Genomic DNA, 12496 nt, shown 5'->3' on the forward strand with positions numbered 1-12496 from the left:
ATCACCGCGATCCCGCTGCTGTTCTTCGGCGCGGCCGCCGTCCGGGTGCCGCTGACCGTCATGGGCCTGCTCCAGTACCTGGCGCCGGTGTTCCAAGTACCCGGGGCCGCCCCGCCGTGGTCGCGCCGGGTGGCGGCCCGCAGGCCGGAAGGGCTCGCCGGGTACGGGGCCGACCGGTCAGTACGGGCTCGGACGGTTCTCCCGGGCCCAGCGCCGCTCGGCCTCGCTCTGGGGCGGGGGCGGGGTCAGGCCGTCGATCATCCAGAGGTCCTGCGGGGTCTCGTCGATGTGGAACTCGCAGTACAGGCCGCGGTCGGTGGTGTGCGGCGCCAGCAGTTCGGCGAGCCGCTCCCTGGTGCGCCGGCGCAGCTCCGGGTCCTCGGTGTGCCGGGCGATGTGCTCCACGACGATGCGCACGGCGTCCGGCGCGGGCTCGCCGCCGACGAGGAAGGAGTCGGCCTCGACCTGGTGGAAGAGCACCATGACGTAGAACCGGGGCAGCCCGAAGCGGGTGTAGAACCCGGTGACGTCGTCGGCGAGTTGCTTCTTCTGCGGCGGGGTGTAGGCGCCGGGCGGGTGGTAGACGTGCCAGAGCGGCATGGTGCTCCTCGGTGGGGTGCGGTGATGGTCGTGCGGTGCCGGTCGTTCAGCGGTGGTTGTTCAGCTGTGGTCGTTCAGCGGCGGCCGAGGACGGCGAGGCCTTCGACCGGTCCGGACAGTGCGGCCTTGACCGCGCGGGTCGCGTCGTCGACGAGCACCTCGGTGTCCCCGCGCTCGACGCCGTCCAGGACGATCCGGGCGACGTCGGCGACCGCGATCTTCTCGACCGGGAGGGCCGCGACCATCTCGGTGTCCGCGAAGCCCAGGTGCACGCCGACCACCTGGGTGCCCTGCGCGGCGAGTTCGAGGCGCAGCGAGTTCGTCAGCGACCACAGGGCGGCCTTGGAGGCGCCGTACGCGCCGGAGCCGGAACCCCAGGACAGCAGCGAGTGGATGTCCACCAGGGCGCCGCCGCCGCGGGCGGCGAGCACCGGAGCGAACGCCCGGGCGATCCGCAGCGGCCCGAGGACGTTGGTCTCGAACGTCTCCCGGACGCCTGCCAGGTCGGCGGTGAGCAGCGGTGCCGGGTGCAGCACGCCGGCGTTGTTGAAGACCAGGTCGACGTCCGGGGCCCGCTCGGCCAGGGCGGCGACGGAGGCGTCCTCGGTGACGTCGAGGGGCAGCACCTCGATCCGCCGGTCCGGGTCCGGGACGGGCGTGCGGGCGGTGGCGTAGACCTTCGCCGCGCCGCGCCGCAGCAGTTCCTCGACGAATGCCCGGCCGATGCCGCGGCGGCCTCCGGTGACCAGCGCGACAGAGCCTTCGATCACGGTCATGTGCGTTCCCCTCGCTCTAGGATGGCTTTTAGATTATTACCATCATCTAAAGCGGATGCGGAAGTAGGATCCCCGGGAGCCTTCCGCGAGGGCCTCGACCGGATGCGGACGAGGACGAGGACGGGGACGACGGCTCAGGACGAGGACGAAGGACGAAGGAGGGACCGCCGACCATGCCCCGCGTGTCACGAGCCGAGGCCCAGCAGCACCGGCAGCAGGTGATCGACCACACCTCCCGGCTGATCCGGGAGAAGGGCGCCGACCAGGTCAGCGTCCCGCAGGCGATGGCCGCCGCCGGTCTCACCCACGGCGGCTTCTACCGGCACTTCGCGTCGAAGGACGACCTGGTCGTCCAGGCCCTCCGGGCCGCCTTCACCGAGCGCCGCGAGGCGATGGACCGGCTCGCCGAGGCCGCCCCGGAGGAGGCCGGACCGGAAGCCCGCTCCGGCCGGGACGAGTTCCTGGCCCGGTACCTCTCCGGCCTCCACCGCGACCACCCCGCGGCCGGCTGCGCCGCCGCCACCCTGGCCGCCGACGCCGCCCGGGCCGAACCGGGGGCCCCGATCCGGACCGCCTTCACGGCCGGTCTGAGCGACCTGGTCGACGGCTACCGGCAGCTCACCGCGGTGCAGGACGGCGCGGACGGGACGGACGGGGCGGACGGCCGCGCCGACCGGGAGACCGCCCTGGCCGAGCTGTCCACCCTGGTCGGCGCCATCCTGCTGGCCCGGGCGAGCGAGGACCGGGAGCTGTCCGAGGAGATCCTCGCCGCCGCCCGCCGGCACCTGGACGCCCCGGCCTGAGGGCCCCGGGGGCGGGGCGGGCCGAACGCGCCGCGGCCGCCCCGCGCGCACGGAGCGCGGGGCGGCCGCCGGGCGGGCCAGGTCAGAAGGCGATGCGGACCTTGAGCGCGCTGCGGTCGTCCATCGCCCGGTAGCCGTCCGGGACGCCGTCCAGGTCCACGGTGCGGTCGAAGACCCGACCGGGGTCGATGGCGCCGGAGAGCACGTCCGGCAGCAGCTCCGGGATGTAGGCGCGGGCCGGGGCGACGCCGCCCACCAGGGCGACGTTCCGGTCGAACATCCGGCCGATGTCGACGCCCGCGGAGCCGCCGTGCGGTACGCCGACGTAGCCGACCGCGCCGCCGTCCCGAGTGATCGAGATCGCCGTCCGCATCGACTCCTCGGTGCCGACCGCCTCCAGCACCGCGTGCGCGCCCAGCCCGCCGGTCAGCTCCCGGACCGCCTCGACCGCGGCCTCGCCGCGCTCGGCCACCACGTCCGTCGCCCCGAAGTCGCGGGCGATCGCGGTGCGCTGCTCGTGGCGGCCGAGGGCGATGATCCGGCCCGCGCCCAGGCGGTGCGCCGCCAGCACGCCGCACAGGCCCACCGCGCCGTCGCCGACCACCGCCACCGTCGCGCCCGGACGCACCCGGGCCGACACCGCCGCGTGGTGGCCGGTGGACATCACGTCGGACAGCGCCAGCAGCCCCGGCAGCAGCTTCTCCTCGCCCGCCGCCTCCTTCGGCAGCTTCACCAGCGTGCCGTCCGCGAACGGCACCCGCACCGCCTCGCCCTGGCCGCCGTCCGAGCCGATCGAGCCCCAGAAGCCGCCCTCGGGGCAGGAGGTGTGCAGGCCCGCGCGGCAGAACTCGCAGGTGCCGTCCGACCAGACGAACGGGGCCACCACCAGGTCGCCCTTCGCGACGTCGCGCACCTCGGCGCCGACCTCCTCGACGATGCCCAGGAACTCGTGTCCGATCCGCTGCCCGGCCACCCGCTGGGCCACTCCGCGGTAGGCCCACAGGTCACTGCCGCAGATGCAGGCGTTCACCACCCGCAGGACCACGTCCGTCGGCTGCTGGATCACCGGGTCCGGCACCTGCTCGATCCGGATGTCGTCGGGGCCGTGGATCACGGTGGCGCGCACGGAACACTCCTGCGGTTCTCGGGGACTCGGATTGCGGCGGCCAGCCTCCCCGGCCGGGTGTTCGCGTGTCCAGCTACATCTCCTACAGCACCTCCTTAAGCTGGGCTGATGCTCGATGTCCGACGACTCGTCCTCCTCCGCGACCTGGTGGCGCACGGCACGGTGACCGCCGTGGCCGAACTCCACGGCGTCACCCCCTCCGCCGTCTCCCAGCAGCTCCGGCTGCTGGAGGAGGAGACCGGCACCGCACTGCTGGAACGCTCCGGCCGCTCGGTCCACCCCACCGCCGCCGGCCGCCGCCTGGCCGAGGACACCGAGCAGGTGCTCGCCGCCCTCGACCGGGCCCGGAGCGGACTGCGCGCCGGAGCGGGCGAACCGACCGGCCCGCTGCACCTCGCCTGCTTCCCGAGCGCCCTCGTCCCGCTGGCCGCCCCGCTCGGCGAGGCCCTCGAAGCCGCCCACCGGGACCTCCGGCTCCACATCACCGAGGCCGAACCCGAGGCCGCCGTACGGCTGTTGCTCCAGCGCCGGGTCGACGTCGCCCTCGTCTACCGCTACACCAACCTCGCCGCGCCCCGGCCCGCCGGCATCGAGACCCGCACCCTGCGGGCCGACCCGCTGGTCGCCGTCCTGCGCCACGACCACCCGGCCGCCGGCCCGACCGGCCCCGCCGACCCGACCGATTCCGCCGACCCGGCCGGCGCCCCGGTCGACCTGCGGGAGCTCGCGGACACCGGCTGGATCACCGCCCCGCCCGGGACGGCCTGCGGCGACGCCGTGCTCCAGGCCTGCCGCTCGGCCGGCTTCACCCCCCGGGTACGGCACACCTGCACCGACTTCTCCGCCATGGTCGCCCTCGCCGCCGGCGGCGGGCACACCGCCCTGGTCCCGCGCCTCGCCGCCCGCCACCTCCCCCCGGGCCTGACCGCACGGCCGGTCGCCGACCGCACGCTCAGCCGCACCATCGAGACCGCGGTCCGCCACGGCACGGCCGACCAACCCGCCGTGGCCGCCTGCCTGGCGACCGCGGCGCGGCTGCCCTGAGCCCGGCTGCCCTGGGCACGGCTGCTCTGGGCCCGGCGGCCGTGAGCCCGGCGGCCGGGACTTCATCGCGATGTCATCGCCCGCTGCCACGGTCGTCGGGTGACCCCGGTCGACCCGGCGCCGCGTCGGCGCGGACGACGGGTCGGCCCCTGCCCTGGAGGATTGAATGCGAGCACGAAGGACCGTGGCCGCGGCAGCCGGACTCCTGCTGACCGTCGGGCTCACCGCGGCACAGGCGACCACCGCGCAGGCGGCCGGCACGCGGGTGACCGCGCCGTGCGACGGCACCTACACGATCGTCGTCGGGGGCACCGGCAGCTCCTGGAACAACGACGGCTTCACCGGCAACATCCAGCAGCACGTCGGGTACCCCACCCAGATCCCCAACGGCGCGAGCACCCGGGCCGGCGTCAACGAGCTGAACCGGCTGGTCCGTGACCAGCGCGCCGCCTGTCCGGACCAGCACGTCAAGATGGCCGGGTACTCCCTGGGGGCCGGGGTGGTGCACGTCTGGGTGACCGAGAACTGGCAGACCTTCGGCAACGTCAACGCCATCCTGGTCGCCGACCCCAAGCGCCAGGGCCCGCCCGGCGCCAACGGCGGGGCGGTGCCGTTCGGCGGCATCATCGGCGCCCCGCTCGCCGGTGCCGACAAGTTCTTCGGCAACATCCCGGTCAAGACGATCTGCCACTGGGACTACGTCTGCGACGAGTCCGCCGGCATCTGGACCTACCCGTACAACCACGTCCACAACTACCCCGAAGACTTCAACATGGACCACCACAACGACAGTGCCAACGAGGTCTGGTACAACGGCGCCTGGTACCCCGCGTAGCCGTCGGGCGCTCGTCGGCCGCTGCCCGGCCGACGAGCGCTCCGGACCGCCTCGGACGAGCGCTTCATCGGGTTGTCATCGCTCCTTCCTAGCGTGGCCGGGTCCGGACAGGTGTCCGGACCACAGGGGAAGGACGGCGCGATGGCACGGAGGAAACGCAGGACGAGACTGCCGGTCGCGGCCGTGGTCGCCGCGGCGCTGATCGGCACGGCGGTGGCCGCCGGAGGGCCCGCCACCGGCGCACCGGCCACCGGCGCCGGGCCGGACCGGCCGACGATCCGTTACACCGAGTACGGGATCCCGCACATCATCGCCTCGACCCTGGCGGGTCTGGGGGAGGGCTACGGCTACGCCGCGGCCAAGGACAACATCTGCACCCTGGCCGACACCTACCTGATGGTGAACGCCCAGCGGTCCCGCTACCTGGGGCCCGACGGCAGGGCGAGCCCCGGCCAGAACCAGAACACCACCAGCAACCTCAACAGCGACCTGTACTTCCAGCGGATCAACAACAACCGGGTGGTGGAGCGGCTGCTCGAACAGCCCGCCCCCAACGGGCCGGAGCCGGAGGTGAAGGAGGCGATCCGCGGCTACGTCCAGGGGTACAACCGGTACCTGGCCGAGACCGGCGTGAACAACATCTCCGACCCGGCCTGCCGCGGCGCCGCCTGGGTGCGGCCGATCACCGAACTCGACGTCTACCGGCACGCGCACGCCGAGATCATCATGGGCAGCGCCGACCCGCTGCTGGACGGCGAGGTCAACGCCGCACCGCCCGGGGCCTCGGCCGCCGCCGCACCGGGCGCCCAGCCCGCACCGGCCGCACCGGCCGCCTCGCCGCAGGAGACCGCCGCGGGGATCAGCAAGGCGATCGCCGCGAGCCACCAGCAGGGCGCCATGGGCAGCAACGCCCTGGCGGTGGGCGCGCAGGGGGTCGCGCCGGGCGCCGGCACCGGCATGCTGCTGGCCAACCCGCACTTCCCGTGGCAGGGCAAGAACCGGATGTGGCAGAGCCAGCTGACCATCCCCGGCAAGTTCAACGTCTCCGGGGCCAGCCTGCTCGGGCTCCCCGCGGTGAACATCGGGCACACCGACGACGTCGCCTGGAGCCACACCGTCGCCACGGTGGCCCCGTTCGGCCTGTTCGACGTCCAGGTGGACCCGCTGCACCCGACCAACTACCTGGTGGACGGCGTCTGGACGCCGATGACCTCGCAGCAGGTCGGCGTCGACGTGCTGAACCCGGACGGCTCCGTCGGCCGGGTCACCAGGACGCTCTGGTCCACCCGCTACGGCCCGATCACCACCGCGATGCAGGGCTACCCGCTGCCCTGGGTGGTGAGCGCCCACGCGGTGCGCGACGCCAACATGGACAACCTGCGGGCCCTGAACACCTGGTTCCACCTGGACCAGGCCAAGGACGTCCACGACGTGGTGACCGCCCTGGAGACGACGGAGGGCGTGCCCTTCTTCAACACCGTCGCCGCCGACCGCAAGGGCAACGCCCTGTACGCGGACATCCAGTCCGCCCCGAACATCACCGACGAGCACGCCACGTCCTGCCTCACCCTGACCGGCCAGGCGCTGTTCAACCAGGCGCTGCGACTGCCCGGGGTGCCGCCGATCTCCATCTTCGACGGCAAGCGCAGCGCGTGCGACTGGCCGAACGACCCGAACGCCGTCGCACCCGGCCTGCTGGACCCGCACCAGCAGCCGCGGCTGATCCGCTCCGACTTCGTCGGCAACGCCAACGACAGCGCCTGGCTGGCCAATCCGGACCAGCCGCTGTCCTACCCCCGGGTGATGGGCGACACCGGGACGGCCCGGACGCTGCGCACCCAGGAGCTGATCCGGACGGCGCGCAACCGGATCGACGGCAACGACGGCCTGCCGGGCCGGGGCTTCACCCCGGAGAACATGCGGCAGTTGCTGTTCGCCGACAACAGCCGGGCGGCCGACCTGGCCCTCGACGCGACGGTGAGCGCCTGCCAGGGCGCGCCGTTCGGGCTCGTCCTGGTGGACGGCAACCTGGTCAACATCAGCGAGGCGTGCCCGATCCTGGCCGCCTGGAACCACAAGTTCAGTGCGGACAGCCGGGGTTCGCTGCTGTTCGAGAACTTCTGGTACCTCCTGGGCAACGGGCAGGCGATCGAGAAACTGCCCTGGAAGGTCCCGTTCGACCCCAAGGACCCGACCCACACCCCGAATTCGCTGGACGCCGGGAACGACGCCGTCCGCAACTCGCTGGCCCGGGCCGTCCTCGCGCTGCGCAAGGCGGGCGTCCCGTTGAACGCGCCGCTGTCGGACGCCCAGAAGATCACCCGCAACGGCGAGCAGCTCCCGATCCACGGCGCGATCCACGAGCTGGGCGTGCTGAACGTGGTGACCTTCGGCCTGGTCGACGGCGCGTCGGACGTCACCTTCGGCTCCAGCTTCATCCAGCAGACGAGCTTCACCGCCGACGGTCCGCCGCAGTCCGCCTCGCTGCTGACCTACTCCCAGTCCGCGAACCCGAACTCACCGCACTACGCGGACCAGACCAGGCTGTTCTCGGCCGGGCAGTGGGTGACCGACCGGTACACCGAGGACCAGATCGCGGCCTCGCCCGTGCTGGAGACCAAGGTGCTGGACTGATGCACCGTCCCGCGCAACCACACCACCCACCGAGGGGGAGCACAGTGAGCAGGACATGGAACCGGTGGCGGACGGTGGTGGCCCTGGTGGCCGCCGTCGTCGCGACCGCCACCACCACGGGCACGGCCGGGGCCGCCGGCGGCCCCGGAGGAACCGGCACGCCGCCGCCGATGGCGGACCGGTTCGGCCTGACCCAGGTCGAGCCGGCCACCGGCGGGGCGACCGAGTTCAACCTCACCGTGACCACGCCCCAGGTCACCGGCAAGCACCACATCAAGGTCATCCTGCCGAGCGGCTACTACGACGACCCCGCCCGGCGCTACCCCGTGCTGTACTTCCTGCACGGCTCGCCCGACGACCCCCTCCAGCAGAACTACCCGGCGCTGCGCACCTCCACCTCGATGATCACCGTCATCCCGGACGGCGGCGCCCGCGGCTGGTACGCCAACTGGCTCAACCAGAACACCCAGGTCGGGGCCCAGAACTGGGAGAACTTCCACCTCGACCAGGTGATCCCGTTCATCGACGCCAACCTGCGGACCGTCGCCACCAAGAAGGGCCGGGCCGTCGCCGGCGTCTCCATGGGCGGGTTCGGGGCCCTGCACTACGCCCAGGACCGCCCCGACCTGTTCAGCCAGACCGCCTCGCTGTCCGGGGACATCGACCTGTCGGCCGACTCGATGGACCTGCGGCTGGCCGTCGTCGCCTCGCTGATCGACGCCCAGGGCGCGCTCTGCGGCTCGGCCTCCGGCTTCTGCGGCGACCCGACCAACGACCCGTACAAGCCCGGCGTGGACAGCGACGCCCTGTTCGGCACGCCCTACCCGGTGTTCAACGCCGACTGGCGGTGGAACGCGGCCGACCCGTCCCAGCACATGGACAAGCTCGCCGGAGTCGGGATCTCCATCTACGTGGGCAACGGCCGCGGTGTGGCCACCGACCTGGAGTTCTGGCTGGAAGGCGCCTCCAAGCACGTCAAGGACCACCTGGACGCGCTGGGGATGCCCTACCACTACGTCGACTACGGGGACGGCGCCGCCTGGGGCACCCAGTGCAACGGCGGCCACAACGGCGGCTGTTGGGAACAGGACCTCCGGGACCTGATCCCCCGGCTGGAGCGCTCCTTCGCCTCCTGACCGCCGCGCCCCGACCGGGCCGGGCTCACCGCGCGACGGCGGTGAGCCCGGCCTCGTCCCCGCGCAGGATCATCTGGCACGTCCGCCGCAGCAGCGGGCTCGGCGGAACCCCCAGCTCCCCGGCCAGCCGGCGGCGGACCCGCTCGAACACGGCCAGCGCGTCCGCCTGCCGGCCGCACCGGTAGAGCGCACCCATCAGCATCGCCGCCACCGGCTCGTTCAGCGGGTGCTCCGCGGAGAGGTCCGACAACTCGGCGATCACCTCGGCGCACCGGCCCAGCCCCAGCTGCCACTCCGCCTTCCGCTGGGCGACGGCGATCCGCCGCTCGGTGAGCCGCACCCGCTCCAACTCGGCCAGCGGACCGGGCAGCCCGGCCAGCAACTCCCCGTGGAACAGGTCCAGCGCCCGGGCGCAGAGCCGCACCGCCTCGGCCGGGTCGCCCGCCCGCCGGGCCGCCCCCGCCTCGGTGACCAGGGCCTCCATCCGGACCAGGTCCACCTCGGCCGCGCCGGGGACCAGCCGGTAGCCGCGCCGGTCGTGCCCGATCACCGAGTCCGGGCTGTCCCCGATCCGCAGCGTCTTGCGCAGCCGGTAGACGTGCACCGGCACCACGTTGGTGACCGGCGGCTCCGACCCCCACACCCCGTCGAGCAGCTCCTGCTGACTGACCGTCCGCCCCGCGCGCAGCGCCAGCGCCGCCAGCACCGCCTGCTGGCGCAGGTGCCCCAGGTCCAGCGGCCGCCCGTCCTGCCAGGCCCGCAGCGGCCCCAGCAGCGAGATCTGCACCCTCGGCCCGGCCGCCCGGCGGGCGGGGTGCTGCGGCACCGGGCCGGCCGGCCCGCCGCGGGGGCCGCGGCCGGGGGAGACCAGCCCGCAGTCGAAGGCGTGGACGATGGCGGCGGCCCGGTCGCGCAGCCCCAGCGTCCCGAGGATCCGTGCGAGCTGTCCGGCCACGGCGTCCTCGGTGAGGGCCAGGGCGACGGCGATCTCGTCGTCCCGCAGGCCGCAGCCGACCGCACGGAGCACCTCGCGCTCCTGGGGGCCGAGCACGGTGGTGCTCGGCCGGCGGGGGGTGACGGTGGTCGGCATCGCTGCTCCCTGGGCTCCGGGCCGGCCGGTCCGGCGGACACCGTCGACGGTAGGGACGGGAGCGCGGGGCCCGGAATCCGGAACGATCCGGAGGCGCGTGCCGGACGGTCCGCGCCCTCGGCCCCTGGGCAGAAGCGCCTGGTCAGAGGCGCCCGGCCGGGAGCGTCAGGTCAGCGGCGCCCGGCTCGAGGGCGCCCGGCTCAGGGGCACCCGACCAGCGTGGGCCGGTCCTTGGTGCGGACGGCGGGCAGCCAGGCGGTGGCGGGGCCGGGCAGGCGGATGCGGTACCAGAGGGCGGAGGTGCGGTCCTCCTCGTCGATGACCGGGAGGCCGGTGGCGAGTTGGCAGTCGGCGTCGAGGACGTCGCCGTGCCAGACCCGGGTGGGGATGACGTTGTCGGCGGTGTACGGGCGGGTCGGGTCGACGGCGAGGCCCAGGCTGCACTGGGGGTCGCGGTCGGCCCGGTCCTGACAGCTGCGTTCGGCGTTGAAGACCCGGATGCGGGCCGGGCCGTCGGCCGGATGCCCCACCGGGCCGGCGTGCGGCCAGAGCGCGGCGGCGGTGGCCGCGACCGCGGCACAGGTCGCGAGCACCAGCAGCGCGGCGCGCGGCCTGCGGCGCCGGCCGGACCGGTGGGCGGCGATCCGGGCGAGCAGGCTCTCGGCGGTGTGCGGGGCGCGGTCGGCGTGGGTGGGGGCGAGGCAGTCGGCGGCGAGCTCGCGCCAGAACGGGGGCACGGCCGGGGCCAGTCGCAGGGCGGCACGGCCCTCGGCGTACTGCTGGGCGGCGGCGCTGCGGGCGGTGGGCGTGGCACCGGGGAAGGGCGGGACACCGGCGGCGAACACCTCGTGGATCACGATGCCGAGCGCCCAGATGTCGGCGGTGGTCCGGATCTTGACGCCGTCCGCGCCGAGCGGTGCCTTCCAGCGTTCCGGCGGGAGGTAGTCGGGGGTGCCCATCGGGGCGGAGTGGCCGTGGGTGCCGGTGAGTTCGATGGCGAGGCCGAAGTCGGAGAGGCGGACCTCGCCGTCCCGGCCGATCAGGACGTTCTCGGGCTTGAGGTCGGTGTGCACCCAGCCGGAGCGGTGCAGGTGGGCCAGGCCCTCGCAGATGCCGGTGATGATCCGGGCGCCCCGGGCCTCGTCGACGCCGGTGGCGAGCAGATCGCGCAGGGTGCCCCGGGCGCGTTCCATGACCAGGACGGTCGCCCCGTCGAGCGCGGGGTGGTCGGGGGCGGCCAGCACCAGGGTGTCGAGCAGCCGGACCAGCCGGGGGTGCGGTGCGGTGCGGGCCAACTCCACCTCGCGGCGGACGGCTTCGGCGACCTGGCGGGCCTGGCGGGGGGCGAGTCCGGCGGTCGGCAGCACCTTGAGGGCGACCGTGCCGTCCCCGTCGCCGCCGTCGCCCACGCCGTTCCCGCCGTCCGCCGGGTCGTCGGCCCGGCGGGCGGCGTAGACGACCGCCCACCCGCCCTCGCCGATGGGCTCGGTGACGATCCACTCGCCGACCCGGTGGCCGGGCGGCAGCAGGTCCTCACCGTCCGCGGGACAGGACGGGTCGTGCGCCATCGGGCCCTCCTACCGTCCCGGCTCTGCGGCTTCGGGGCGCGGCAGCAGTGCGAGGTGCTCCTCGCGGACGATGCCGAACTTCAGCGCGAGCCCGACGACGGCCTCGCGCTTGCCGTTGCGGCGGTCCGCGCGGCCCGCGCCGTCGGGCAGGTCGATGCGGAGCTTCTCGTCGGCCAGGTAGTCGAGGTGCGAGCTGACCGCGCGGGCGGTGAGCCGGGCGCAGCCGGGGTGCAGCCGCAGCCGCTCGACCACCTGGGGGGTGGTGGGCACGGCGGCGGGGGAGTGGTCGCGCAGCCACGGTTCGCAGAGCGCGACCAGGACCAGGAAGTAGGTGGCGGTCTCGTCCAGCGAGTACGCCGTCATGGTGCGGCTCTCCCAGGAGCCGCGGCCGAGGGCCTGGGCGTCCAGGTAGACGTGGTCGGGCGCGAACACCTGGAAGGACAGCGGCGTCTCCCGCCGCGAGGGCAGCACCACCCGGGAGAACTCGAACGGGATCGGTGCGCCGATCCGCCGCGGCGGCACCCGCAGGTACTCGCCGGCGCCCTCCGGGTTCTCCACCAGGTAGGCGTGGGTGCTGCTGAGGTTGCTCAACTGCCAGTGGTCGTCGGTCGCGTGGATCTCCCCGGCGAGCCGGGAGACGGTCTCGTCACCGAGCCGGAGCTCGACCGGCGTCCGCGCGGAGCCGCGGCCGAAGCGCGCCCGTTCCCCCGGACCGAGCCGCAGGGTCACCGGGTCCTCGCCGTTCCCCTCCGGCAGGTGGACGAGAATTCCGCTCACCGTTCCTCCGTCCCGCGCACTGCTCCCCCGTCGCACCGTTCCGCCTGCCGGTGGTGGGCAGACGGACGAACGTTACCTCCTTGGGCATGACAATAAACCGTATGGTG

11 protein-coding genes are annotated in these 12496 nt (G+C 74.1%); 5 read left to right on the plus strand and 6 right to left on the minus strand.

All coding sequences use genetic code 11. The features are described 5' to 3' along the window. Positions 1 to 177: 177 nt before the first annotated feature. Positions 178 to 600, minus strand: coding sequence for a tautomerase family protein (locus tag AB0O91_RS37135; protein WP_363442821.1), 423 nt, complete (start codon positions 598 to 600; stop codon positions 178 to 180). Between the two features lie 74 nt (positions 601 to 674). Further along, entirely contained in the window at positions 675 to 1376 is a 702-nt protein-coding gene (locus AB0O91_RS37140; protein ID WP_363442824.1) for an SDR family oxidoreductase, read from the minus strand. 173 nt (positions 1377 to 1549) lie between these two features. Between AB0O91_RS37140 and AB0O91_RS37145 the strand changes: the two genes are divergently transcribed. Then, on the plus strand, positions 1550 to 2179 hold the full coding sequence (locus tag AB0O91_RS37145) for a TetR family transcriptional regulator (protein WP_363442827.1): 630 nt from the start codon (positions 1550 to 1552) through the stop codon (positions 2177 to 2179). An 82-nt stretch (positions 2180 to 2261) separates the two neighbouring features. On the opposite strand, the gene AB0O91_RS37150 is transcribed toward AB0O91_RS37145, so the two are convergent. Then, positions 2262 to 3305 carry a zinc-dependent alcohol dehydrogenase family protein gene (locus AB0O91_RS37150; RefSeq protein ID WP_363442830.1) on the minus strand — a complete coding sequence of 348 codons (1044 nt, stop codon included), beginning with the start codon at positions 3303 to 3305 and terminating at the stop codon, positions 2262 to 2264. Positions 3306 to 3413: 108 nt separating this feature from the next. Between AB0O91_RS37150 and AB0O91_RS37155 the strand changes: the two genes are divergently transcribed. The 4 genes from AB0O91_RS37155 to AB0O91_RS37170 all read left to right on the plus strand — a co-directional run bounded on the left by AB0O91_RS37155 (position 3414) and on the right by AB0O91_RS37170 (position 8954). Next, a complete protein-coding gene (locus tag AB0O91_RS37155; RefSeq protein WP_363442832.1) occupies positions 3414 to 4349 on the plus strand; it encodes a LysR family transcriptional regulator in 936 nt (311 codons plus the stop codon). 166 nt (positions 4350 to 4515) lie between these two features. Then, positions 4516 to 5184, plus strand: a complete 669-nt coding sequence (locus AB0O91_RS37160; protein ID WP_363442835.1) for a cutinase family protein — start codon at positions 4516 to 4518, stop codon at positions 5182 to 5184. A gap of 141 nt (positions 5185 to 5325) precedes the next feature. Further along, on the plus strand, positions 5326 to 7818 hold the full coding sequence (locus AB0O91_RS37165; RefSeq protein ID WP_363442837.1) for a penicillin acylase family protein: 2493 nt from the start codon (positions 5326 to 5328) through the stop codon (positions 7816 to 7818). A gap of 44 nt (positions 7819 to 7862) precedes the next feature. Continuing rightward, on the plus strand, positions 7863 to 8954 hold the full coding sequence (locus tag AB0O91_RS37170; RefSeq protein WP_363442840.1) for an alpha/beta hydrolase-fold protein: 1092 nt from the start codon (positions 7863 to 7865) through the stop codon (positions 8952 to 8954). 25 nt (positions 8955 to 8979) lie between these two features. On the opposite strand, the gene AB0O91_RS37175 is transcribed toward AB0O91_RS37170, so the two are convergent. The 3 genes from AB0O91_RS37175 to AB0O91_RS37185 all read right to left on the minus strand — a co-directional run bounded on the left by AB0O91_RS37175 (position 8980) and on the right by AB0O91_RS37185 (position 12389). Then, positions 8980 to 10044: a BTAD domain-containing putative transcriptional regulator gene (locus AB0O91_RS37175; RefSeq protein WP_363442843.1), complete on the minus strand. Its 1065-nt coding sequence runs from the start codon at positions 10042 to 10044 to the stop codon at positions 8980 to 8982. Between the two features lie 200 nt (positions 10045 to 10244). Next, positions 10245 to 11612: a serine/threonine-protein kinase gene (locus AB0O91_RS37180; protein ID WP_363442846.1), complete on the minus strand. Its 1368-nt coding sequence runs from the start codon at positions 11610 to 11612 to the stop codon at positions 10245 to 10247. 9 nt (positions 11613 to 11621) lie between these two features. Beyond that, positions 11622 to 12389 (minus strand): serine/threonine protein kinase, encoded by a 768-nt coding sequence (locus tag AB0O91_RS37185; protein WP_363442849.1) that lies wholly within the window; start codon positions 12387 to 12389, stop codon positions 11622 to 11624. Between the last annotated feature and the right edge of the window lie 107 nt (positions 12390 to 12496).

The organism is Kitasatospora sp. NPDC089797 (genome assembly GCF_040684795.1).
Classification (GTDB): domain Bacteria; phylum Actinomycetota; class Actinomycetes; order Streptomycetales; family Streptomycetaceae; genus Kitasatospora.

Excerpts from the sequence above, each read along its gene's own strand:
- AB0O91_RS37135 (WP_363442821.1), bottom strand. The coding sequence starts at position 600 with ATGCCGCTCTGGCACGTCTACCACCCGCCCGGCGCCTACACCCCGCCG.
- AB0O91_RS37165 (WP_363442837.1), top strand. The coding sequence starts at position 5,326 with ATGGCACGGAGGAAACGCAGGACGAGACTGCCGGTCGCGGCCGTGGTC.
- AB0O91_RS37140 (WP_363442824.1), bottom strand. The coding sequence starts at position 1,376 with ATGACCGTGATCGAAGGCTCTGTCGCGCTGGTCACCGGAGGCCGCCGC.
- AB0O91_RS37160 (WP_363442835.1), top strand. The coding sequence starts at position 4,516 with ATGCGAGCACGAAGGACCGTGGCCGCGGCAGCCGGACTCCTGCTGACC.
- AB0O91_RS37145 (WP_363442827.1), top strand. The coding sequence starts at position 1,550 with ATGCCCCGCGTGTCACGAGCCGAGGCCCAGCAGCACCGGCAGCAGGTG.
- AB0O91_RS37180 (WP_363442846.1), bottom strand. The coding sequence starts at position 11,612 with ATGGCGCACGACCCGTCCTGTCCCGCGGACGGTGAGGACCTGCTGCCG.
- AB0O91_RS37175 (WP_363442843.1), bottom strand. The coding sequence starts at position 10,044 with ATGCCGACCACCGTCACCCCCCGCCGGCCGAGCACCACCGTGCTCGGC.
- AB0O91_RS37155 (WP_363442832.1), top strand. The coding sequence starts at position 3,414 with ATGCTCGATGTCCGACGACTCGTCCTCCTCCGCGACCTGGTGGCGCAC.